The following is a 24,144-nucleotide window of genomic DNA, read 5'->3' as shown; positions in this document are numbered from 1 at the left end:
TTTAAAAAGTCTTATTTTTGCACGTAAAATTGGAACCCTATGAAAAACAATTATTGTGTTATAATGGCGGGGGGAGTTGGCAGTCGGTTTTGGCCGTTAAGCCGGCAGGCACGCCCCAAACAATTTCTCGATATTTTAGGAACCGGACGTACTCTCATTCAGCAGACATTCGACCGGTTTGCATCTTTTATTCCGGTTGAAAATATACTGGTTGTTACCAGCGTGAGGTATAAAGACCTGGTAAAAGAACAATTGCCGGAGTTGCAGGATACACAAATATTGCTGGAGCCTTTGCGCAGAAATACTGCACCCTGCGTTGCTTATGCTTCCTACAAAATTAAAATACAGAATCCGCAGGCAAATATTATTGTTGCCCCTTCTGACCACTTGATTATTAAAGAAGAAGAGTTTTTGCGGCAGATAAAACACGGTCTCGATTTTGTTGAACAAAACGACGTGCTGCTTACTTTGGGAATAAAACCCAGCAGACCCGAAACCGGTTACGGATACATTCAGGTGAAAGAAAAAGTTGGTTTTAAACAGCTCGATAATTTATACCAGGTAAAAACTTTTACTGAAAAGCCCAACCTCGAAATGGCCAAAATTTTTGTGGACAGCGGGGAGTTTTTCTGGAATTCAGGTATTTTCCTTTGGTCGCTGCAATCTATCCTTTCGGCATTTGATAAGCATTTGAACGATGTTTCTTCTTTGTTTGCCAAGGGGCTAAAGTTGTACGATACCGATGATGAAGTGCATTTCATCAATAAAACATATTCCGAATGCCAGGGCATTTCTATTGACTACGGCGTTATGGAAAAAGCACAAAATGTTTACGTGCTTACTGCCGATTTTGGCTGGAACGACCTTGGAACATGGGGCTCTCTGTACGACTACAAAGAGAAAGATGCGAATGGAAATGTTATTTTGGGAGAAAATGTTTTAACCTACGATCTGAATAACTGTATTGTAAATCTGAGTAAAGAGAAAGTGGCGGTTCTGCAAGGATTGGATGGATACATCATTGCCGAATCTAACGATACTCTGATGATTTGCCGCAAAGAAGACGAGCAGCAAATTAAGCAGTTTGTTACAGATGTGAGGATAAAAAAAGGTGATTCTTTGGTGTAGGCTCGTCAATCGGTTTTTATCTTTTTTGAAATAGTGTGCCTGCCATTTTTATATCGGCAGGCCATGTTATTTTTATATTTTCGCGGTTACCTTCCACCAGGTTGATTTTTGTCCCTGCTTTTTCGAGCACCGATGCATCGTCGGTAAAAGCGCTGGCGTACTCCTGTTCGTATGCCTTTTTAATTAGCGAAACCCGGAATGTTTGTGGCGTTTGCACCAGAAAATACCGCGAACGATCCACTGCACGATTCTGTCCGTTAAATACCTCCCTGATAGATTCTGAAGGTGCAATTACCGGAAGAGCATTTCCTTTGTCTAACGCAGTTTTGTAACAATTTTCGATGGTTTGTGCCGACACCAACGGCCGGACTCCGTCGTGTATAAAAACAATGCCTTCGTCGTTTATTTTTGCCAGCCCGTTTTTTACAGAATGAAACCTGGTTTCTCCTCCGGTTACTACTAAATGCTTGGTGCTGAATGCATATTTTGTGCACAGCGAATGCCAGGTGTCTGTTTCTTTTTCAGGTAAAACCAGAATAAACTTAAAGGCCGGATCTGCCTTTGAAAAAGCATCGAAAGTATGCATTAACAGTGGCCTTCCTTCTATTTCTATAAACTGTTTGGGAGTTGCCGAGCCCATGCGCGAACCGCTTCCTCCTGCTACTATAAGCGCAAACTTTTTCATAAATTTGATTACTTTGCTCAAAAGTAACGTAAATTCAAATAACGCATGGAAAAAGTGTTGCAATTTCTGGGTGAGCTGGCTGAAAACAATACCCGCGAATGGTTTGAAAAGAACCGGGATCGTTATGCAAAAAGCCGCGAGAAAGTGCTTTTTATTACTGAAATACTGGGCAATGAAATCAGAAAGTTTGATCCTGAAGTTCCGGTATTGAATCCTAAAGATTGCATGTTTCGTATTTTTCGGGATGTGAGGTTTTCGAATGACAAACGGCCGTATAAAACCAACTTCGGAAGTTTCATTGCAAAAGGGGGACGAAAGAGTCAGAATCCGGGATACTATTTTCATATTGAGCCCGGGAAAAGCTTTGTTGGCGGTGGAATTTATATGCCTGCTGCCGAGCCGTTAAAAGCTATTCGTAAATATATTGCGCGTTTTCCAGAAGAGTTAACAGAGTTATTGAATGCTCCTGAGTTCAAGTCGGTTTTCCCTGAAATGCTGGATGATAAGTTGAAAACTGCACCCAAAGGATTTCCTAAAGATCATGCGTACATTCATTTACTTCGTTATAAATCATTCGCTTTTTCAGCACCTGTTTCGGATTCGAAAATTGTAAGCGGCAGTTTTATTGATGAGGCGGTAAATGCATATAAACAGTTGCATCGGGTAAACGCTTATTTATACGATTCATTGAGGGATATTAAATAGAAGTGCTGGAACTCTGAAACTTTTACTTTTGAATAGACCGTTGAGGGGGCAATTCTTTGAAATAAGTTTTCTATTTTTACGCCCTGAAAATTTTTAAAAAAAACCAAAACATGAAAAGAGTTTTACTATCCTTGTTTTTTATTGCGATGCTATTTTCTGTAAAAGCCCAGAATGTACAGTTACACTACGACATGGGTGATGGAAGAGGATTTTTTACTTCCACTGTTGAGATGTTCAGGCCCGACAGTTGGGGAAGTACTTTCTTCTTTATCGACATGGACTACAGTTCTGATACACGTAACGTGGATAACGGAGTTTCGTTGGCATACTGGGAAATTGCCCGGAGTTTCAAATGGAACGAAACCCAGAAATTTCAACCCCGCGTAGAATTTAACGGCGGTGTAATGAAGCTGGATGGAGTAGAATCCGGTTTTATTCCGATTGAAAATTGTTGGTTGGGTGGTGTTGAAAGAACATTTGCTTCTGCCGACTTTTCAAAAATTTTAACCTTGCAGGCAAATTACAAGTACATTCAAGATAAGGAAGATGCTTCGTTCCAGTTGACTGCAGTATGGACCATACAAATGCTGGAAGGTAAACTCACCTTTACCGGTTTTGCCGACTTCTGGAAAGAAGATATGTTCTGGGGATCACATTACCGTTTTTTGTCTGAACCGCAGTTGTGGTTCAACGCTACCAAAAACTTAGCGTTAGGTGGCGAAGTTGAATTGAGCAACAATTTTGTAGCCAACGAATTCAAGGTAATGCCAACTCTTGGTGTTAAATACACCTTCTAAAAATAAGGATTATGGTTGAAAAGATTTTTAAGCTTAAAGAAAACAAAACTTCGGTAAAAACTGAAGTCTTGGCAGGGATAACCACGTTTATGACGATGGCCTATATTCTTGCTGTTAACCCTGATATTCTGAGCGCTACCGGAATGGATAAAAACGCGCTGTTTACAGCAACTGCGTTGTCTGCCCTGGTGGCTACCCTGGTTATGGCACTGGTAGCAAAATTGCCTTTTGCGCTTGCCCCGGGAATGGGCTTAAATGCTTTTTTTGCTTTTACTGTAGTTCTGGGAATGGGGCATTCCTGGCAATTTGCCCTTACTGCGGTATTTCTTGAAGGTATTATCTTTCTCCTCCTGACGGCTTTTAATATCCGGGAACTTATAGTAAATGCTATTCCGCTCTCTGTAAAACATGCTGTTTCTGCAGGTATCGGTTTATTTATTGCATTTATCGGGCTGCAAAATGCAGGTGTGGTTGTTAACAACGACGCTACGCTTGTTGGCCTGGGAAACATGGGTTCTCCGGCGGTTTTAATTGCTTTGGGCGGAATTGTTCTAACAGCAGTGTTGCTGGCTCTTAAAGTAAAAGGCGCGCTTCTTATTGGAATTTTTGCTGCAACAATTGCCGGTTTGCCGGTAGGAGTTACACATATGCCCGAAGGTAACCTGGTAACAGCACCACCTTCTCTTTCTCCCATCTTTTTCAAATTCGAATTTTCTGAAATTTTCACCCTCGACATGCTAATTGTGTTGTTTACATTTCTTTTTGTAGATATGTTCGATACAGTTGGAACGTTGGTTGGTGTTTCAGCAAAGGCCGGAATGTTGGATAAAGAGGGCCGGGTTCCGAGAGTAAAACAGGCGCTGTTTGCCGACTCAATTGGTACAACTGTTGGCGCCATTCTGGGAACAAGTACTGTTACCACTTATGTAGAAAGTGCATCGGGAGTTGCCGAAGGCGGAAAAACCGGGCTTACATCGCTTACAACCGCAGGGTTGTTTCTTGTAGCGTTGTTTTTTGCCCCGTTGTTTACCATGGTGCCACCGGCCGCAACAACTGCCGCTTTGGTACTGGTAGGCTTTTTTATGATGTCTCCGATTCTGAAAATTGATTTCGAAGATTTTACAGAAGCAATTCCTGCGTTTATTACCATTCTGGTTATGCCGTTAACTTACAGCATTGCAGAAGGTATTGTTTTCGGGATGCTTTCGTATGTTTTATTGAAACTTCTGACCGGAAAAGTGAAAGACGTTTCAGTGGTAATGATTGTATTGGCGGCATTGTTTATTTTGAAATTTTTCATTTAAACGATAAAAAAACAAGTTCGGGGTTTTGCATCCGAACTTGTTTTTTATTTTTGCATTCAGAAATAAGCGGGTTGTTAGCTCAGTTGGTTTAGAGCATTACCTTGACAGGGTAGGGGTCACTGGTTCGAATCCAGTACAACCCACAAAAAAGTGAGCCGGTTTTACCGGCTTTTTTATTTCCCCGCCAGAGATTCCACTTCGCTGAATACTCTGAAAAAATTGCCTCCCCACACTTTTTTAATCTCTTTTTCGGTGTAGCCGCGTTTCAGCATTTCGCGGGTAATGTTCGGAAACTGGCTCACATCTTCGCAGTCGGACAATCCACCACCGCCGTCAAAGTCGCTGCCTATGCCAACATAGTCGATTCCAACCAGTTGCTTTACATAGTCGATGTGATCAACCAAATCTGCTACCGTCGGAAGTTTTCTGGGGTATTTCGTTCTGATTTCGCGTCTTCTTTTTCGGTACTCGTCTTTTTCTTCGTTGGTCATCGATTCAAAATCAGTATTGTAAGATCTCCTCAATTCCTGCATTTTTTGATAACTGACCGCAGTGGTGTCCGGGTCTTTTACATAATCGCTAAGCAGGCAAATCTGGATAACACCGCCATTTGCAGCCAGTGTTTTAATCATTTCGTCAGTCATGTTTCTCGGATGGCGGGCAATGGCACGTACACTAGAGTGGGATGCAATAACCGGTGCGTTGCTTTTTGCAATTACATCGTAAAAAGTTTTGTCCGAAATATGCGAAACGTCAATCATTATTCCCAGCCGGTTCATTTCTTCAACCACCTTTTCTCCGAATTTACTCAGTCCGTTGTGTTTGGGGCCGCCGTTATCGGTTGACGAGTCGCAGATTTCGTTGTTCTTCGAGTGGCAAAGCGTTATATAACGCACCCCGCAATGGTAAAATTCTTCTACGCGGGGAAGGTCGGTTCCAATGGGAAACCCGTTTTCCATGCCAATGTAGATTGCCCGTTTCCCTTCCTTCTCCAGCCTTTTTGCATCAGCCGATGATGTGGCCAATTCTGCAATATTCCGGTACCTGTTGCAAACAGCCCGGGTGGAGTCAATCATTTGATGTGCTTTTTGGTAAGCTTGTTCGGTGTATTCCGGGGTACATTCGCGTTGCCCGGTAAAAGCCGCAAAAAATATGGCATCCAGACCGCCCGCTTTCATGCGCACAAAATCCACGCGGCTTACAGGGAGCTCATTCCTTTTCCCTACATCAAAATTATTATTTAGTAATGCCATGGGTGTGTCAACATGGGTGTCAACCGTTAATGCTTTCGAATGAATCTTTTTTACAATCTCCTCGGTGTTTTGTTTCGGCGAACACATTGTTAAAAGGAGGGCAAAAAAAACGGCTGGAATTGGTTTCATGGTTGCAGATAAATGTATGAATCTGCAATAATAAAAAAAGTATTTTTTGTAGTATCCTTCTGTGGATGAAAAAGATTAGGGATCGAGCTCTTTTTTGCCGAACCGGTAAATAATTGCTGCTTTGAACGTTTTGTAATGATAGTCTTGCAACCCGGTAACGAACTCCGCTTTGTAGTCAACGGATTTTCCTCCAAAAAGAAAATTTAACCGGTACACCAAAGGATCGTTACTCCCGGTTACCCCAATGAATTCATAAACATCGTACCCGAAATATCCGCCAATTTCGTTGGATAAAGTAAGGTTGTTTCGCCGAAACTGTACCCCTGCTTCAACCAGCGGCCCCTCGTCCTGCGCCATTTCCACCTTGTTGGTTTGCCACATGTAAAATCCTCCCAGTCCGGCAACTCTAATCTCATGTAAAAAGCCCGAAGCCGGATAAAAACTTTTTCCGATCGCTACATAAAAATAGGTGGTTCCCGCGTCGGAATAGCGTCCGTGCCTCATCAACCCCGTGGTATTTTTAAAGGAGTAGTTTAGTGTGATGTCGGGCAGAGAACGGTGATTTTTCAGTAACTGAATTCTTGTGCTTATCCACAAGTCACCCTGGTGGGTAGTCCAGCCGTCATCATCGTAATAAATTTGCCGCTGGTCTCTGATGTCGTTTGTCATTCTACACGTTTCAGAGGGAAAACCCCAGATTCTTACTTCCACTTTTTCGGGCACAACAACCCAGTTGATGCTTAGCCATGTGTTTACGGCTGTGTCGCCTATCATAAAATGTGAGTGAATGCCGGCCTCTACGCCCGACGAGCCCGCCACCCGCGCATAATCCATTTCGGGAACCGGAAGCGCATTTGGGCCTAAAGTGCCCGGAGCCACCTGCATCCATTTGTTTACATGACTGCTCCCAAAGTCAATCCAGTCTTTTGGGCTTCGCGACTGCCCCGGCGCTCGGCCGTAAACAGCCAGTGCGCTGACGGCCAGTAATAAAATTCGTATGGAATAAATTCGCTTTAAACGCATTGCATCGGCAGAGCTATTTGTTTTTATTCGTTTTTATCGGAACAATTTTTTTGCTTTAGAGTTTTCTATTTTTGAATAAAAAAGAAATATTGGTTCTTTTGACGCCTACCTGTAAATTGCAGGTCGCAGAAACTGGTAATAAATGACTACACAAAATAAAAAGATACGGAATTTGAGGTGGATTGCAACGCCTGTTTTTGCATTAATTACTTTTTTGCTGACTGAGTTAGCAGCGCGAAATCCTGCGTTTGTGGAGAGATACTACTCCCGTGGTATTTATCCGGTAATTGCTTCTGTTTTTTCTTTTATTAGCAGTCGGGTTGCATTTTCTCTTGATGATTTGTTTTACGGACTGCTGATTTTGTTGCCTCTGTTTCTTCTTCTGCTTGCAGTTCTGAAAAGGATGTCGTGGAAAGCGGCGGGGAAAATACTACTGAATTCTTTGGCCGGAATTTACATTGCTTTTTATTTTTTGTGGGGATTTAATTACTACAGGAGCGACTTTAACCAGCGGCTTGGATTGGCAGAACAGCGCGCAAATACTGACGCTTTTGTCGCTGTTTTGGATGGGCTTGCGGAAAAACTGAGTGCTGACTGGACCGGTTACGAAAATATGAAAAAGGAACATATTGATTCCTTAGTGGAAGAATCCTACAAAAGAATTGCGCCTGCGTTGAAGCTTCAATATCCGTCGGGAAAAAGGCGGGCAAAAAATATAACCGCCGGAATGCTTTTTGCGCAGGCCGGGATTTCGGGATATTACGGGCCGTTTTTTAACGAAGTTCATGTGAATCCGTATAATTTGCCTGTGGAATACCCTTTTGTTTTGGCGCACGAAAAGGCCCATCAGTTTGGAATAACAAGCGAAGCCGAGGCCAATTTTTATGCCTGGCTGGTTTGTACGCAAAGCAGCTCGAAACAGCTTCGGTATTCAGCTAATCTGGTAATTTTTCGCTACTTTTTGTTTCACGGAAGCCGGTTAGAGCAAATTCCCGGCATTGCAGGAAAACTGGATGAAAAGGTAAAAACAGATTTTCGCCGGATTCGGGAACACTGGGTAGAACTCCGCAATGAAAAAATAGACCGGGCCGCGTCCAAAGTAAATGATGCGTATCTGAAAAGCAATAAAGTAACAGGCGGAATTGAAGATTACACCGGGGTGGTGAAATTTGTAATGGACTTTTCTGCCGATTCGGCGTTTCAGTCCAAAGTGGAGTTGTAAAATTGGCTGAACAAAACGGCTTTTTCATCGTATGAAGAAAAGCAATAGAGTGTTTTCGGAATGCGACTAAAATATGAGGGGATGAATAAGCCCGGCGTTTTTCAAACTCAGTTTTAAGAGCATCGGCTTTCGGTTCGTTTAAAAATAGAATTTTTTATATCGATATATTTGAGGATTTTGAATAATGAAATCAAAAAAACAGTTGAATATGGAACGACGAGAATTTCTTAAGAACAGTACACTGGGGACTTTGGGGCTTTCCATCCCAGCTATCCGAAGCTTCGGAAATAACTTTTCTGCTGACTATCAGATTCCCAGAAGAACGCTGGGCAAAACAGGAGAAAAACTGTCGATTATCGGTTTTGGAGGGATAATGCTGAACGATAATCCGCAGGAATTTGCCAATGAGCTGGTGGCAAAAGCGTACGAGTTGGGGGTGAATTATTACGATGTGGCGCCTTCTTACGGAAATGCTGAAGAACGCCTGGGTCCCGCCTTAAAACCATACCGGAACAATTGTTTCCTGGCATGTAAAACCGGCAAACGAGATGCGGCAGGTGCACAGGAAGAGTTGGAGAACTCGTTGCGTTTGCTGCAGACAGATCATTTTGATTTGTACCAACTGCATGCGCTCAGTTCAGTGGAAGAGGTAGAAAAGGTTTTTGCCCCCGACGGTGCCATGCAAGTTTTTGTGAAAGCGAAACAGGAGGGGAAAGTGAAACATTTGGGATTTTCTGCGCACTCGGTTGATGCGGCTCTGCTGGCCATGAAAAATTTTGATTTCGACTCCATCCTTTTTCCCTTGAATTTTGCCTGCTGGAACGCGGGCGATTTTGGTCCGCAGGTTTATGCCGAAGCAGAAAAGCGGGGCATGGGTATTCTTGCATTGAAAGCGATGGCCTTAACCCGGCTGGCCGACGGGGAGGAGAAGTTCTACAAAAATGTGTGGTACAAGCCCATTTTGGATGAGGAGATTATGAAAATGGCGTTGAAGTTCACCTTGTCGAAAAACATAACCGCAGCAGTGCCTCCCGGAAAGAATACCCTGTTTTTAAAAGCGTTGGAATTTATGAACGATTTTGGGGAAATTACTGCTGAAGAAACCAACCGGTTAAAAGAACTTTCGAATGTAACCAAACCTGTTTTTATGCATGCCTGACCTCAGGCTGTATTAACCAAAAAAAGGTACACCGTTTATTTGCTGGTGTACCTTTTTTGTTGCCGAAAGGCTGATGTTATCTGAGTTCAAAAGTGGTTGTGCCGATGTTGTTGCCGTCGGCAAACAAGTCGACTGTGTATGTTCCCGACATGAGTTCCGGCTCGTTGGAATTGTCCCAGAAAATGGCAACCGGCAAATCGTGTCCTTCGTAAACCACTTCGCGCATGGCCGAATATTGAATTCTCAAATCTTCAAATTTGAAAAGGTTGTCGGCCGATTTGCTCATTAGCAACTGGTCGGGCCGCATAATTCGGACATAAATATCTTTGGTTCCTCTTCGGGCGGTAATATTTTCGTTTATGATAAAGTAAACCCGAATGCGATTTGCCCTGCCGGCAAAACGGGTTTCCTTGTTTCTCGAATTCAACGCTTCAGCTCGCAGTTCCCGTACCTGAAGAACGGCAGCTCTTTGGAGGTTGCGCTCCAGGCGTTCCTTTTCTTCGCTCAGTTGTTGTTTTTCTGTTTCGGCTCGTTTGTATTGTTCCTTAACTTCCAGATTTTCTGCCAGAAGTTCCTGATTCCTGCGGTTCAGCGAGTCGATTTGCACCACAAAGTCGCGCATAATGCTACGTAATGTGGTTACCTGTTTTTGATAAGAATTTATTTTTTCGACACTTACCTTCTTTGTCTGTTCAATTTCAATCAGTAAATCTTTTACTTTGGCCTGGGCAACAAACAGTTGTTCGTTAATGGTATCGTTCTCTGTCTGTAACGAATCGTAACCAACCACAAGTCCGCTCAGTTCCATCTGAATGGAATCTTTTTCGGCTTTCAACTCACTAACAATCCCCCGGTGCTCCCTGTTCTGCAGAAAATACAGTACTCCAACTACAATAAGAATTGCAGCAAGAGCAATTACAATAATGTTGTTTCTGCGCTCTTTGGCCTTCATTTTCTTAAGATCATCCATTTCATTCATAGTAAAATATATCTAAGTCATAGAACGTGACAAAATTAATAATCTTTTGTCTGCTACAAATAAAAAAAAGGTTGCCTGTTTAACAAGCAACCTTTATTGTTTTGTACAGCATGTTTACAAGAGGCTGCCAAATCTGAGTCCGAAATAGATTGTACGTGGCGAGGTAGGCCCGTAAATATAGGCCGGGTCGCGGTCTGCACCTAAATCAAAATCATTTTGGTAAGAGTTGAATATATTTTTCATGCCTGCATTTAATTCCATTTTTATGTAATCTGTAATTTTTATGGAATAGGAAACTTTTAGCCCGGCGTCGAAAAACGCTTGAGATTCTCTCAGCTCTCCTTCTTCAGGTTCTTCAAGTGCGGGGCCAAAGTACGGGACCAGCATTTGTCCGGTGTAGTTTCCGGTTGCGGAGATGTTCAGCCGCGGCGACGGCTGGTAATTCATGCTCAGGTATCCATAGCTGTCGGGCGATCTGAAGAAACGGGTTTCGTTAAATTCCTGCGGTTCTTCAAACTCACTTTTTTGCATGGTAAAACCCGACTGAAACTGCCACCTGTTCGATGGTGAGGCGTTAAATTCCAGATTCACACCTTGTACTTTAGCTCCTTTTTCGGCATTTTTTCGGGTGTAAATAACGGTTCCGTTTTCATCGCTATCACCATATTCATTAGAGAAAGGGTTGCTTAGCCTGGTGTAAAATCCTTCGGCCAGAAATTGATATTGCCATTTTCCCGATTCAAGCGTGTAACTCAGCGAGGCAGTATAACTGTTGGAGGTTTCCTGTTTCAGGTTAGGGTCGTTCCTGTGGAGTACCTGCCTCGATTCTGATGTTTCAATGTGCAAATCTTCGTCGAAAATCTGCGGAGCCCGGAAACCTTTAGCAAAACCAACTCTGGCCTGGACTTCATGGCTGAGGTTATAAAGTAAGCTCAAACGCGGGCTGAAAACATCTCCCGAAACTTTTTTATTTGAGCTGATATCATCGGTAATCTGGTAGTGGTCGTATCTTACACCGGTGGCAATTGTCCATTTTTTTTTGCTCCACTCCGATTGCAAAAAAGCGCCTTCTGTAGTAATGTGCTGGTCGGCAACGGGTGTATTTTCCATATGAACTTGCTTTTCAATATCATAATATCCAAGTTTTTTGTCTTGGAGCTGGCTCCCGTTTATTTCCAGACCTCCGGTTAATGTAGCGGGCGCAAAAATAAAATAGTCAAGCTGCCGCAGGTACTGTACTCCCGACGAAAATGTAAAGTCATTTGTCTCTCCATAAGCTGAAAGATCCTGGTTCGCTCCGTAATATGAGTTCCGGTCGACCTGCTGTGCCGAAAAGAAAACAGTCAGTTTGTCGGCTTCGCGCATCAATAAATCAAATGTTGCTGAGCCGGAGTTAATGGAGTGATCAACACTTTCTGTAATATCGGATTCGTGAAGCGGAAGGTCAAACTTATTTCCGCCTCTTCTGAATTCATTAATATGGAAATAGTCTATTGTGATTTTTCCGCGGGTTGCCACGCGCTGAAAAAAGCGTGCCCCCAACGTGTTGTTGTCAATGGCAGAAAGTTCGGAGTAGCCGTCGCCGTTGGCATCGTACGGATTTCTGTCCCTGTAAAACCCGTACATGGTTATTCCGGTGCGGTAGTCGTCGGTTACAAAAGAACCATTCAGGTTCAGGTTGAAATCTCCGGCAGGACTGGCGCCCATTCCGACCGAACTGTAATTGCTTGCAACAGAAAACGAATTGGCAATGGGATCTTTTGTAATCAGGTTAACAGTTCCGGCAATGGCGTTGCTTCCGTACATGGCTGAGCCGCCGCCCCTGATTACTTCCACCCGTTCAATCATATTTGCGGGGATTAGTTCGAGGCCATAAACACCGGCCAGCCCGCTGAACACCGGGCGGGAATTAATAAGTATCTGCGTGTATGGCCCTTCCAGCCCGTTCATTCTTACCTGTGAAAAACCACAGTTCTGACAGTTGTTTTCCATGCGAAGTCCGGGCGAAAAGTTCAGTCCGTCGCTCAGTGTCACACTCTGGGTACGCTGAAATAGCTTTGGATTAATACTGTTTACAATGGTAGGGGTTTTGCTTCTGCTTTTGGCATTTCTGTCGGCCGAAACCACTACCTGCTCAATCCCGATATTGTCGGGTTCCAGCTCTGCCAGAATAGTAACACTGCTGTTGGCTTTCATCTCCATCTCTTTTGAAAAAGGTTTGTATCCAACCGCAGAAACCATTACTGTTTGCATTCCCGTTGGCAAGTCAGTAAGTTTAAAATGGCCGGTTGCATCTGCCGCCGTGCCAATGGTTGTGCCTTTAATAGTTATTGAAGCAAACGGAATATGCTCGCCTCCTGATTTTACATCGCCAAAAAGCATCGCATCGGTATTTAGCCGTTTATCCGGCTCATCGGCGTTTAGGTTGCTTGTAATAATTAAATAGAAAAATAAGTTAAGAATTGCATAAAATCTCATCTGGTAAATGTTTTTGGTAAACGAAACTCGGTTTTCGTTTAAATTTTGGTTTTTTGAATTTTCTTACAGGCGTAAAAGTAGGTTGATGTAGTAAGTTGTAAAATCCCTAATAATTGTGATTTTACATGCCTGTTAAACGATGGGATTTAAAAATGCAGGAGGGCCACGCGTAAGGTGATGGCAGAAAAATAGTTGTTGGGTTGCTTTTTCTTCCGGAATGAAAATATTCTCAGGAAGAGGCTGAGCCTGGGGGGTGAAATGAATTTCGGGGGCTGTTACAAAATAACCGAATTGAACGAGGTGGTAAAAGCAAATCTCTGATTTTGAGTGGTCGTGGGCATTAATTGGCTCACTGTTGTTGTGATTTACAGGGTGTGAGTGAGTTATTACAATGCCATGGGCACTGATGTGTGTATGCCTGTTCTGAAGAGAATTTTGTGCGATAAAAAAGTATATCGGCACGAACAGTGCAAACAACAACTTGCTGTTTTTTCTAATAAAAACCACCTTCCTTACTAAATTGATATAAAAATAGTAGATAAAATTTCACAGGAATTCTTTTATTCACACCTTGAAATATTATTTAACAATGGCGAAACGTAAACCGGTGTTTAAAATGATTAGTTACGGAGAGTATTCCCAATGGGAGCGGGAGAGTTCCGATATTCCTAAAATATTGGATTTTACCACACGCATTGAGGCCGAAATCGGAACAGAGTTCGGTTACGTTTTGCACATTGCAGGAGGAAAAGGGGAGGCTGTGTCTTTTAAAATTGAGCATCCGCCATTTAAAAATGAGGACGGAAATACCGCGCCGCCCTTTGAAGGCGAGCAGTTTGTCCGTACCAACGATTTTCGTTTTTATTTGGGCGATTGTGTGTGGGAACCCCTGGACGATAAATTGGGTAACTGGGAGCTAACCACTTATCACAAAGGAAAAGTGGTTGCCCGCAAAGTATTTGAACTGGTCAAAAAGTAATTTAGGCTACTTTTTTTATTTCTTCCGAAAGCGAATCAAAAGCTTCGTTTGCAGTTTTTAATAAGTCGGCTACCAGCGCTTTATAGTATTCTTTTACCAATTTTGGGTTGTCTTTCCCGTCGGTGTGGTTGGTTCTGATTCTGAATTCGCGGTGTTTTTCAATAACATCGCTGGCAATTTTCATTACGGCCTGTGCATCTACTTTTGAGTTATATTCCAGGGCGTAAAAACAATCGTTCAGCACCATCGACATCAATAAATCAATATCTTTTTTTAAATCTCTTTTGCTTGCCATAGCTTTTGTAAATTACGTTATTTTGGCTCGCAAGTTAACAAATTTTCAAATCGGATGTCCTGAAAAAAAACATGTTCAGTAAATTCATCGGTTTTCCCGCCGTCCGGTGTTTGAACTGCAAAAAACGCAGTTTTGTTTTCTGCTGCCCAAAACGAATTTCCTGATTTTTTGTTTGAAGCAGAATCCCCGCTAAAGTAGTAACGTAACGAAACGAACGCGTATCTGTTTTCTTGTTGATGAAATGGCTTCATTGGCAGTCTCTGAATTTGAATCATTCAATCGGGTTTGCGAATGTTCTGTGAAAATGATAGTGAAATAAGCTTATAATCTGGTGGGTGCAACTTCAACCATTATTCTTTTTGAAACGAAAATGACCCGGAAAACCCGGGAGCGGAGAAACGCAGTTTCGCGGAAAAAGGCGAAGCGAAACAATAATTTTAAGTTTGTTTTCAGAAAAAGAAGGACAATTTTGCTTTGCCCTTTGCATCTTTGTAAGTAACAAACAGTATCATGAAATTTGTAGCAGATATACACATACATTCTCATTATTCGAGGGCGACCAGTAAAATGCTTACTCCAGAATACCTGGATTATTATGCGGGACTAAAAGGAATAAAAGTAGTGGGAACGGGCGATTTTACCCACCCGGGCTGGCTCAATGAGTTGAAGGAAAAAACCGAACCTGATGGAAACGGCTTGTTTAAACTGAAAAAAGAATACCGGCTTGATTCGCCGTTTGGCAATAACGAAACACGGTTTTTGCTTACTGCAGAAATCAGTAATATTTATAAACGGGGAGAAAAGGTTCGAAAAGTACACAATGTGGTTCTGGCTCCCGGGTTTGAAGATGCCGAAAAAATTAACCAGCGGCTGATTAACCTGGGCGGAAATCTTACCTCCGACGGGCGGCCAATTCTGGGACTCGACTCCCGCGATTTGCTGGAAATAGTACTCGATTGCAATGAAAACAACTATTTCATTCCTGCCCATATCTGGACCCCCTGGTTTTCCATGCTGGGATCAAAATCGGGGTTCGATTCGCTGGAAGAATGCTTTGCTGATTTGTCTCCTCACATTAACACCATCGAAACCGGATTGTCTACCGACCCGCCCATGAACTGGCTTTGTTCGTTTCTGGATAAAGTTACGCTGGTTTCCAACTCTGATGCTCATTCGCCCGAACGCCTCGGGCGCAACGCTAATATTTTTAATACAGATGTTAGTTACGGCGCAATAACCGACGCTTTGCGTACCGGAAATCCGGAGCAATACCAGGGAACCATCGACATGTTTCCGCAGGAAGGGAAGTACCATTACGACGGGCACCGGAAGTGTAACATTTGTTGGGATCCGGTTAACACGTTGCGTAACAACTATGTTTGTCCGGAGTGTGGAAAGCCGGTAACAGTTGGTGTGATGAACCGTGTAATTCATTTGTCTGACCGGGTAAATGTAGAAGAACGCCCCAACCGGCTGCCTTTTCAATCGATAATTCCGCTAAAAGAGATGCTGGCGGAAATTACAGGTGTGGGAGTGAACTCAAAAAAAGTGGATGGCAAGTACATGCAAACGATTCAGAAGCTGGGCAGAGAGCTTGATATTTTGTTAGAAGTTCCGCTGGAAGAAATCAAATCGAAGTCATCTCCGATACTGGCCGAGGCAATTCGCCGGATGAGAAATCGGGAAGTTTACATTCAGGAGGGATTTGACGGAGAGTACGGAGTAATTAATGTTTTTAAGCCTGGCGAGGCGAAAAGCTTTGAAGCCACAAATTCGCTCTTTCAGGAGGAAAAACCATTGCCTCCTTCGAAGAGAGCGCTGATTGATTTTGATTTGAAAGGTATCAGGAATCTGCTGCATCAAAAAGAGCAGATCCAAAATCAGGATGCTGAAAAAGATGAAGACAAAGCGATTTCTCCTTCGGAAAACAGTGTTTTTAACGATTTGAATCCTGAACAACTGGCAGCAGTGCAACACACCTGCGGGCCGTCGTTGATTGTTGCCGGGCCGGGAACCGGGAAGACCAAGACGCTGACTAGCAAAATTGCGTGGCTGGTGGGCAACCATATTGCTTTGCCTCAGGAAATACTGGCCATTACTTTTACCAATAAAGCCGCCGCTGAACTTAGAGAACGGCTGGAAACTCTCCTGAAAAACAGATTAAAAGCTGCAGAAATAGCTGTTTCTACTTTTCATGCATTCGGGCTTTCCATTTTGAAATCGTTTTATGGAGAGTTGGGGCGGAACGAAAATTTTCTGTTGGTGGATGAAGATTTGAAGTTGGAAATTATAAAATCGATACAGAAAGTTAACCGAAACGAAGCCAGGAAAATTTCCGCGGAAATTTCTGAAATAAAAAAGGGAAGCCATCTGGCAACACCGCTTTTCTCGCTGTACGAAACTCAATTGCAGAAGTTAAATGCGTTCGATCTTGATGATCTGATTGAGAAGCCGCTGCAACTTTTGTCGCAAAACGATGCAGCGGCAGGGGAGTATCGTCAGAAATTCCGGTACATTTTTGTAGACGAATATCAGGATACCAACGATACACAGTATCAGCTGCTGCGATTGCTGGCGCCCGATTCCGATTCGAACCTGTGCGTGGTGGGCGATGCCAATCAGTCGATTTACGGTTTTAGGGGAGCCGATGCAGGTTACATTAAAAAGTTCGCTGAAGATTATCCCGATGCCGGTGTGTTCCGGCTTACGCGTTCGTACCGTTGTTCGCAGACCATTTTATCAGCTTCTTCCAATGTGTTGAATCAAAGTTCCGATTTTCTCGAAGGGTTAAATGAAGGAGTAAAGATTTCCATCTCGGAACAGCCGACCGGCGCTGCCGAAGCCGAATTTATTGCCCGGAAAATTGAGGAGTTGGTTGGCGGAGTCAGCTTCTTTTCAATCGACAGTTCGGTGTCTGGTGGCGATAAAAGTGAAACCATTAACAGCTTGTCAGATTTTGCCGTGCTATGTCGCACCCGCAGCCAGTTTGAAGCTGTTGTAAAAGCATTGTGCGACCACCACATTCCGTATCAGGAAAGTGGCACAGACGCTTTTTTTCAGCGGGAGCCTTTTTCTGCTTTCTGCGACATGCTCAGTGCTTTTGCTTTTGATTCTTACGAACAGGCAGCTCCGGTTTTTCAACTCAGAAAACAGTCGATATCTAAAATGGAATTTGATTTGGCTCGCAATAAGATGAAAGATAGCCGGTTGCTTCCATTTTTGAATTTTGTTAAGGAAACGCATTTTTCGGCTGAGGCATTTAATCCGGAGGATTGGAACCGGTTTTTGCATCTGTCAGAAAAAATGAACTCTGCAGATGAATTGATTCAATTTCTGAAACTTGGTGCCGGAAGTGACACCCATGATAAAAACCTGGAAGCCGTTTCGGTAATGACGCTGCATGCTTCAAAAGGGTTGGAGTTTGAATGTGTGTTTATTCCCGGGTGCGAAGACGGGTTGCTTCCCTATAATTTGTATAAAAAAGAAGTGGACGAGGAGGAAGAAAAAAGGCTGCTGTATGTGGGAATGACCCGCGCAAAAAAACTGCTGTTTTTGACCAATGCGCGGAGCAGGGTTTTGCGGGGCCGGAAATTTGTTTTTGCAAAAAGCCCTTTTTTGGGTGCAATTCAGGAGGAGCTGGTTCAACAGGAGAAAAGCGGTTCGTGCCAAAAACCGGAAGAGAAAGACAATCAGCTGAGTTTGTTTTGAAGGTGAATTGAAAGGCCGATCAAAAAGTTTAGAAACAGGAAAAATTGCAGATGGGCGGGTTTGAAACAGGCAGGTATTAAAAATAATTTGATATTTGTACTTTGAAATTAAACAAGCGTATTATGTTGCTGGCAATTGACATCGGAAATACTAACGTTGTTTTTGGAATAAACGATAACGGCGAATGGAAAAATCATTGGCGTATTCAGACCGATCATCACAAAACGGCTGATGAATACGAAGTTATTTTTCGCTCGTTGCTTGCGGCCGGAAAAGTTTTCCGGTCGGGCGTGCATAATATTATTCTGAGTAGCGTTGTTCCGTCGTTGGTTCGCCCGTTTTCCGAAATGTTGCAGGGCTTGTTTGCCAGTGCTAAAATTACGGTTGTAGGTCCTGAAATTTATTCCAGGTTGCCCATTAAAATTCTGAATCCATACGAAATAGGCGCTGACCTGGTCGCAAATGCAGTGGCCGCTTTTCAGAAATATGGTGAGCTGACCATGGTAATTGACTTTGGCACTGCACTTACGTTTACAACCATTGGCAAAAATGCCGAAATACGCGGGGTGGCCATTGCTCCGGGGCTGGAGACTGCGGTGATTGCACTGGCCGGAGAAACAGCGCAGCTTCCGCATGTTCACCTTACTACGCCTCCGTCGGTTTTAGGGAAAAATACCATTCATGCAATTCAATCGGGTATTGTTTACGGCTATACCGGGCTGGTCGACTCGATGATTGAAAGAACCGAAGCAGAAATAGGCGAGAAAATTTCGGTGGTTGCCACCGGCGGGTTGAGTTCGGTGGTTGCCCCGTTAACAAAAAATATCCGGAATATTGAGCGCATGCTGACTCTGGACGGGCTGGTGGAGATAAACGCTTTTTGCACAGATCCAAAATAACAGAATCAGCCTTTTTGCTGAATTTTTATTGTATTCCAGAAACTTATTTGCGGTTAACAACCGGAGAGTCTTCTTGCACCTGACCGTCGATGAGGCGCACAATGCGTGTTCCATATCGTGCATTTTCTTCGGAATGTGTAACCTGTATGATGGTCATTCCTTCTTCGTTCAGATTTTTCAACAGTTTCATTATCATTTCGCCCTGCTCAGAGTGCAGGTTTCCGGTTGGTTCGTCGGCAAGCAGCAGTTTGGGATTACCGATAATTGCCCGTGCAATTGCCACCAGTTGTTGCTGTCCGCCTGAAAGCTGGTTCGGAAACAAATCTTTTTTGGCTACAATGTTGAACCGATCGAGCAGGTCGGCAACCAGCGCTTTTCGTTCTTTCGCTTTAATTCCGCGGTAAATCAACGGCGTTTCAATGTTCTCGTAAACATTAAGTTCATCAATCAGATGAAATGCCTGAAAAATGAACCCGATGTGGCTGCGGTGGTACTGTACTTTTTGTTTCTCTTTTATCTGATGAGCCGGAGCATCCCAAAAATAGTATTCGCCGGCGCCGGGCTCGTCCAGCAGACCGATGATATTTAACAGGGTTGATTTTCCTGCTCCGCTCGGCCCCATAATGGAAACAAACTCCCCTTGGTTCACTTCGAGGTTCACACCCTTTAAAACGAAAGTCCGTTGAAATCTGGAATCGTAGTATTTGTCGACATTTTTTAGAAGTATCATGTATAATCTTTTTTGCGTAGAACCGATTGACCAAATTAGGTTAAAATTACGCGGTTTCGCAAAAAGCGGGTCAATAACAATGCCTTTTTCGTAAATAAAAGATATACAGAAAAGTAGAAGGTAAGCAGAACAAATGAGTGTCAAAAAAATTGACAGCGCTTGTATGATATTTTGTCAAGCGGAGATATGTTGCGTTGTTTCAACTCTCCGTCCTCTAAAGTTTACATAGAGCTAACTTTAGATGGACAAAATGGCGTCAACCGCCTGTTTTATAATCGTTCTGCTATTTTTGTTTCAATAAATTGAAAATTATGAACGACCGCGTACCTGCTTCAGAACTGGAGACACGCTTAATCAAGTTTCGGGAAATAATGGATGAACAGTGTCCGGATTGGAAACTGGCTGTTGTTTTTAGCAAGATAAACCTGTTGTATTTTACAGGTTCGATGCCCGACGGAATGTTGATAATTGAGCGGGAAAATGCGGCTGTTTTGTGGGCACGTCATGGCTACGAGCGTTCGCTGGAAGAGTCGGAATTTCCGTTAATAAAACACATGAACAGCTATCGGGACGCCGCACGTGAATACTCTAAATTTCCCGGTGAAGTATTTCTGGAAACAGAGTTTGTTCCGTTGGCTATGTTTCAGCGTTTTCAAAAGCATTTCTCATTTGTTTCTTATAAACCCATTGATTTTCAGATTGCACAAACCCGCTCTGTAAAAAGCGACTGGGAGTTGAAGTGTATGGAAAAGGCTGCTGCCATACATCAGCGCGTGCTGGAAGAACGTGTTCCCGAACTGCTCAGGGAAGGGATGTCGGAGGCTGATTTGGCTGCTGAAATGTATCCGGTGATGGTGAAAGAAGGGCATCAGGGGAGTGTGCGCTTTGGAATGCTCGATACTGAAATGGCTCTTGGGCAGCTGGGATTTGGTGAAAGCTCGTTGCATCCTACCAATTTCGACGGGCCGGGAGGAAACCTGGGATTAAGCCCTGCTGTTCCCAGCTTTGGTAGCAGGCACCGGAAGCTGACAAAAGGCGATCTTGTTTTTATTGATGTGGCGGTTGCTGTAAACGGTTACCACTCCGATAAAACCATGACGTATATGTTTGGCAAGCCACTTTCTGACGAAGTGCAGCGAATTCATCAAAAATGTGTTGACGTGCAAAATCGGGTGGCTGAAATGCTTATTCCCGGAAATGTTCCTGAAACTATTTATGAAACCATAATGGGAGGACTCAGCTCCGAATTTTTGAAGAATTTTATGGGATTCGGCAGCCGCCAGGTGAAATTTTTGGGACACGGCATTGGCTTAACGGTTGATGAGTATCCGGTTTTGGCAAAAGGATTTAAAGCCCCGTTGGTAGAAAATATGGTTTTTGCGGTTGAACCGAAAAAAGGCATTGAAGGCATCGGAATGGTGGGCATCGAAAATACATTTGTGGTTGCTCCCGGCGGCGGAAGGTGTCTTACCGGTAATAACCCGGGACTGATTTTGGTCGAATAGAGCAAAAAATCAACTTTTTTCAATTAGTAATGTGTAATTAATAATTAGTAATTACGGAAATGTAGCGTTTTTGATTAGTAAACGATCGGTTATACTCTTGTTCCTTTTTTATTATTCATTACACATTCCCAATTATTCATTATTAACTCATTCATACCGCAACGCTTCCATCGGGTTTTTTGTTGCTGCCCGCTTTTTTTAATTAATAATGAGTAATGAACAATTAGTAATTACGGAGATGTAGCTTTCCGTTTTAGGTAAACGATTGGTTACAACGTTGGTCATTTCTTAAATTAATCATTACACATTCCCAATTGTTCATTATTAACTCATTCATTTCGCAACGCTTCCACCGGGTTCCTCGTCGCTGCTCTCCAACTTTGCCAACTCACCGTTAACAGTGCAATTCCCAGTGCCAACAAACCAGCTAAGGCAAAAATCCACCAACTCAGCGTAGTTTTATATGCAAAGTTTTCGAGCCACTTATTCATGGCGTACCAAGAGATTGGCGTAGCAATAACAAAGGCAACGGTTGTCCATTTTACAAAGTCCTTGTTTAGCAAGGTTAGAATTTCAGATGTTTTTGCACCGTTTACTTTTCGAATACCGATTTCACGTACCCGCTTTTTTGTATCGAACGAAGCAATGGCAAACAGCCCGATACAGGAAACAAACAGGGCAATAAGCGAACTCGTGGTCAGCAGCCGGTTAAATAGTCGTTCGTCACGGTACTGACTGGCAAAACGTTCGTCGGTAAACTGGAAGTCAGCGGTTTCGCCGGGGTAAATATCTTCCCACAAACGCCCTACTGCTGCCAACACATCGGCAGTGCGACGAGCTTCGTAGCGTAGCGTGTAGTAGCCTACCGAGTAATCCCATTCCAAATCCTGAGCAAGTATCATCGGGGCAATTTCATTTTTTAGCGAAAGATGATGGTAGTTGGCAAATACCCCGGCAATTTGCTTCACCTTACCCCTGAACCCGATGTACTGTCCTACTGCATCAGCAGGATTGGCAAATCCCATGGTTTTTGCAGCCAAATCGTTTATCAATATTTCGTTTGACTGCCACTCTTTTTGTTCGGAAAGATTGGTTCCTGCCAAAAGATTAAGTTGAAACACCGAAGTATAGTCCTCGCTGGCACTTACCAACTGAAAAACTTCGGGCAAGGGTTCGGCATTTTCGTCGAGTCGCAAGTCTTCGGCATAACGCGAGATTTCTTTGCCTGGAATCGACGAAGAAACAGCAAAATCTTTTACGCCCGGAATTTTACGCACTTCGGTTTTAAATGCCGAAAGACGTGAAACAATATCGGGCTTTCCGTTCATACTCATTGGTGAAAGCGAAAACAGGGTTTGCTCGGGCTGAAAACCAAGCGAATAGTTCGACATAAACGACAGTTGTTTATCGATCAACAGGGTACCTGCAATCAGGATAATGGAGATGGTAAACTGTAGCCCGACAAGTGATTTCCGTCCTTTCCAATTGCCGGGAAGCGTTTTTGTCTGCGTTTTCAAATAGTCGGGGAAACGTCCTTTTAGGGTTGAATAATACGGAATAAGCGTTGCCACCAGGGCAATTACCAACACAAAGGCTAGCAATAACAAATTATTTTCGAGATAAAAAATAAGCCCTTCCTGCATTTCTATCGTCCCCCAAACAGCCAGTCCCGAAGAAAACAGCAGTGCCACAAGACTCAACATAAAGTTTTCGAAAAATAGAATAAGGGCAACAGATAGTTCGCTGGCTCCGTTAATCATACGAATTGCAAATTGCTTTCCACTTTCCATGCAGCTAATGCTGCTCAGATTTATAAAATTAACAGTACTCACCAAAAGCACCACCAAGGCGATGAGGTATAAGAAATTAACCCGCGACTGGCTGCCGTTAGTCTGGTACTCGTGTTCGAGATGCGAACGTAAATGTATTTCGCTTACTGGCTGAAGTTCAAACTTTATGTCGGTATCAGCTAAATGTTTGGGGAGAGCTATTTTTTCCATCGCTACCGGAATTTGCTGTTCGACCGTGCGAATTGCTGTGTTTTCTGCCAGCTTCAGGTAACAATACGGACGATACTCGGCAGGAGCACTCCAGGCTCCCTGTGCATACGGATCGAGTTTTGACGGACGATATTCGGGGTTATCGTTTAGCTTCCCGGTTTTATTGTCGAAATGGCTCAGGTAGTACCACAACGAATTTACCCCCGCAATCACATCTACCGAAAGATGACTATTGGCAGGAATATCTTCGAAAACACCGATTATCACAAACTCCCAGCCTTCGTTCAGTTTAAAAACCTTTTGAAGCGGATCTTCGTTGCCAAAAAGTTTCCGGGCAAAGCTCTCCGAAAGCATTACTCCATGTATATTGCTGAATAAATTGAAACTGGATGCTTCAATTATTTTTCTTGGAAACACATTAAAAAACGTAGTGTCGCTCCACAGCCACTGCACGTCTGAAAACTGTTTCTGCTCGGTAAAAATGGTAATTACGTCTTTATAAAAAGTGCAAGCGGTTTCAATTCCCGGAATTTCTTCTTTTAAAAGGTGTACCGACCCCGGGAAATTTTTAGCCGAACGGGTCATTAATTCTCCGTTTTGCGATAAAGAAAGACTAGTCCGGTAAATTCTATCCGCATCTTCCCAAAAGCGGTCGTAGCTTTTTTCGCGGGTATTTAATCCCAAGATATACAGAAATACAGTAAAGCCAATTAGCAATCCTACGAAACGAAATGCTGCCAGAGTTTTTCTTTTTTTTAGATTTGACAGAATTGAGTGTATGGTTATGTTCATTATATATTGGTTTTTTGAGGTTTGATTATTTCCTGTGAATCGTTAGAGTCAGAAATTATTGTGTTGTTTTATAGACTTTTTCATCCTGATAATTTAAATATAGTTATATACTTCAAATTGCAATGCTTTAGCAGATTTACGGGCTGTAGCCTGCCTGTTTTTTTAATTAATAATGAGTAATGAACAATTGATAATTACGGAAATGTAGCTTTCTTAATTTGTAAACGGCCGGTTATACTTTTGTTCTTTTTTTTATTATTCATTACACATTTCCAATTATTATTAGTGATGCGTTAATCTAAATCTGTTTGATCGTAATTGTTTAATATATAATTTACTACGAGCGTTCTTTGATTTTTTGATTTGAAATGAGA

The 24,144-nt window shown here is 43.0% G+C and carries 19 protein-coding genes and 1 tRNA gene; 11 read left to right on the top strand and 9 right to left on the bottom strand.

The window, feature by feature from the left end; all coding sequences use genetic code 11:
• The first annotated feature begins 39 nt into the window (after nucleotides 1-39).
• Entirely contained in the window at nucleotides 40-1,128 is a 1,089-nt protein-coding gene (locus BUB08_RS11075; RefSeq protein ID WP_073001773.1) for a mannose-1-phosphate guanylyltransferase, read from the top strand.
• Nucleotides 1,129-1,144: 16 nt separating this feature from the next.
• Here BUB08_RS11075 and BUB08_RS11070 read toward each other — a convergent pair whose 3' ends face one another.
• The gene (locus BUB08_RS11070; protein WP_073001771.1) at nucleotides 1,145-1,813 is read right to left on the bottom strand and encodes a 2-C-methyl-D-erythritol 4-phosphate cytidylyltransferase; all 669 of its coding nucleotides are present in this window, start codon (nucleotides 1,811-1,813) and stop codon (nucleotides 1,145-1,147) included.
• A gap of 45 nt (nucleotides 1,814-1,858) precedes the next feature.
• Between BUB08_RS11070 and BUB08_RS11065 the strand changes: the two genes are divergently transcribed.
• The 4 genes from BUB08_RS11065 (at nucleotide 1,859) to BUB08_RS11050 (ending at nucleotide 4,762) form a co-directional block, all read left to right on the top strand.
• Entirely contained in the window at nucleotides 1,859-2,518 is a 660-nt protein-coding gene (locus BUB08_RS11065; protein WP_073001770.1) for a DUF2461 domain-containing protein, read from the top strand.
• A 110-nt stretch (nucleotides 2,519-2,628) separates the two neighbouring features.
• On the top strand, nucleotides 2,629-3,315 hold the full coding sequence (locus tag BUB08_RS11060; RefSeq protein ID WP_073001769.1) for a DUF5020 family protein: 687 nt from the start codon (nucleotides 2,629-2,631) through the stop codon (nucleotides 3,313-3,315).
• Nucleotides 3,316-3,326: 11 nt separating this feature from the next.
• Nucleotides 3,327-4,619 carry an NCS2 family permease gene (locus BUB08_RS11055; protein ID WP_073001768.1) on the top strand — a complete coding sequence of 431 codons (1,293 nt, stop codon included), beginning with the start codon at nucleotides 3,327-3,329 and terminating at the stop codon, nucleotides 4,617-4,619.
• A 68-nt stretch (nucleotides 4,620-4,687) separates the two neighbouring features.
• Nucleotides 4,688-4,762: transfer RNA gene (locus tag BUB08_RS11050), tRNA-Val, on the top strand.
• A 30-nt stretch (nucleotides 4,763-4,792) separates the two neighbouring features.
• Here BUB08_RS11050 and BUB08_RS11045 read toward each other — a convergent pair.
• Both BUB08_RS11045 and BUB08_RS11040 read right to left on the bottom strand, forming a co-directional pair.
• The gene (locus tag BUB08_RS11045; RefSeq protein ID WP_217651604.1) at nucleotides 4,793-5,959 is read right to left on the bottom strand and encodes a dipeptidase; all 1,167 of its coding nucleotides are present in this window, start codon (nucleotides 5,957-5,959) and stop codon (nucleotides 4,793-4,795) included.
• A gap of 117 nt (nucleotides 5,960-6,076) precedes the next feature.
• Nucleotides 6,077-7,024 carry a hypothetical protein gene (locus BUB08_RS11040; RefSeq protein ID WP_073001764.1) on the bottom strand — a complete coding sequence of 316 codons (948 nt, stop codon included), beginning with the start codon at nucleotides 7,022-7,024 and terminating at the stop codon, nucleotides 6,077-6,079.
• Between the two features lie 142 nt (nucleotides 7,025-7,166).
• Here BUB08_RS11040 and BUB08_RS11035 point away from each other — a divergent pair, with 142 nt between their 5' ends.
• The gene (locus BUB08_RS11035; RefSeq protein WP_073001762.1) at nucleotides 7,167-8,246 is read left to right on the top strand and encodes a DUF3810 domain-containing protein; all 1,080 of its coding nucleotides are present in this window, start codon (nucleotides 7,167-7,169) and stop codon (nucleotides 8,244-8,246) included.
• Between the two features lie 208 nt (nucleotides 8,247-8,454).
• A complete protein-coding gene (locus tag BUB08_RS11030) occupies nucleotides 8,455-9,405 on the top strand; it encodes an aldo/keto reductase (protein WP_217651603.1) in 951 nt (316 codons plus the stop codon).
• A 76-nt stretch (nucleotides 9,406-9,481) separates the two neighbouring features.
• On the opposite strand, the gene BUB08_RS11025 is transcribed toward BUB08_RS11030, so the two are convergent.
• The 3 genes from BUB08_RS11025 to BUB08_RS11015 form a co-directional block, all read right to left on the bottom strand.
• A complete protein-coding gene (locus tag BUB08_RS11025) occupies nucleotides 9,482-10,375 on the bottom strand; it encodes a hypothetical protein (RefSeq protein ID WP_139249680.1) in 894 nt (297 codons plus the stop codon).
• Nucleotides 10,376-10,498: 123 nt separating this feature from the next.
• Complete coding sequence (locus tag BUB08_RS11020; protein WP_073001760.1) at nucleotides 10,499-12,862, bottom strand: TonB-dependent receptor; 2,364 nt, start codon at nucleotides 12,860-12,862, stop codon at nucleotides 10,499-10,501.
• A 132-nt stretch (nucleotides 12,863-12,994) separates the two neighbouring features.
• On the bottom strand, nucleotides 12,995-13,339 hold the full coding sequence (locus tag BUB08_RS11015) for a hypothetical protein (protein WP_139249679.1): 345 nt from the start codon (nucleotides 13,337-13,339) through the stop codon (nucleotides 12,995-12,997).
• Nucleotides 13,340-13,451: 112 nt separating this feature from the next.
• On the opposite strand from BUB08_RS11015, the gene BUB08_RS11010 reads away from it, so the two are divergent.
• Nucleotides 13,452-13,841 carry a DUF3859 domain-containing protein gene (locus BUB08_RS11010; protein WP_073001756.1) on the top strand — a complete coding sequence of 130 codons (390 nt, stop codon included), beginning with the start codon at nucleotides 13,452-13,454 and terminating at the stop codon, nucleotides 13,839-13,841.
• A 1-nt stretch (nucleotide 13,842) separates the two neighbouring features.
• Here the strand turns inward: BUB08_RS11010 and BUB08_RS11005 are convergent, their stop codons facing one another.
• Nucleotides 13,843-14,136, bottom strand: a complete 294-nt coding sequence (locus BUB08_RS11005) for a hypothetical protein (RefSeq protein ID WP_073001755.1) — start codon at nucleotides 14,134-14,136, stop codon at nucleotides 13,843-13,845.
• 510 nt (nucleotides 14,137-14,646) lie between these two features.
• On the opposite strand from BUB08_RS11005, the gene BUB08_RS10995 reads away from it, so the two are divergent.
• Together BUB08_RS10995 and BUB08_RS10990 are read left to right on the top strand one after the other, a co-directional pair.
• Nucleotides 14,647-17,844: a UvrD-helicase domain-containing protein gene (locus BUB08_RS10995; RefSeq protein ID WP_073001751.1), complete on the top strand. Its 3,198-nt coding sequence runs from the start codon at nucleotides 14,647-14,649 to the stop codon at nucleotides 17,842-17,844.
• 122 nt (nucleotides 17,845-17,966) lie between these two features.
• Nucleotides 17,967-18,743, top strand: a complete 777-nt coding sequence (locus BUB08_RS10990) for a type III pantothenate kinase (protein WP_073001749.1) — start codon at nucleotides 17,967-17,969, stop codon at nucleotides 18,741-18,743.
• 43 nt (nucleotides 18,744-18,786) lie between these two features.
• Here the strand turns inward: BUB08_RS10990 and BUB08_RS10985 are convergent, their stop codons facing one another.
• Nucleotides 18,787-19,473 carry an ABC transporter ATP-binding protein gene (locus tag BUB08_RS10985; protein WP_073002250.1) on the bottom strand — a complete coding sequence of 229 codons (687 nt, stop codon included), beginning with the start codon at nucleotides 19,471-19,473 and terminating at the stop codon, nucleotides 18,787-18,789.
• A 311-nt stretch (nucleotides 19,474-19,784) separates the two neighbouring features.
• Here BUB08_RS10985 and BUB08_RS10980 point away from each other — a divergent pair, with 311 nt between their 5' ends.
• Nucleotides 19,785-20,978: a M24 family metallopeptidase gene (locus tag BUB08_RS10980; RefSeq protein WP_073001747.1), complete on the top strand. Its 1,194-nt coding sequence runs from the start codon at nucleotides 19,785-19,787 to the stop codon at nucleotides 20,976-20,978.
• Nucleotides 20,979-21,307: 329 nt separating this feature from the next.
• Here the strand turns inward: BUB08_RS10980 and BUB08_RS10975 are convergent, their stop codons facing one another.
• Nucleotides 21,308-23,770 carry an ABC transporter permease gene (locus BUB08_RS10975; protein ID WP_073001745.1) on the bottom strand — a complete coding sequence of 821 codons (2,463 nt, stop codon included), beginning with the start codon at nucleotides 23,768-23,770 and terminating at the stop codon, nucleotides 21,308-21,310.
• Between the last annotated feature and the right edge of the window lie 374 nt (nucleotides 23,771-24,144).

It is taken from the genome of Mariniphaga anaerophila (genome assembly GCF_900129025.1).
Taxonomy (GTDB): Bacteria; Bacteroidota; Bacteroidia; order Bacteroidales; family Prolixibacteraceae; genus Mariniphaga; species Mariniphaga anaerophila.
Note: the sequence above shows the minus strand (reverse complement) of the source record. Positions and strands in the feature narration are given on the sequence as shown.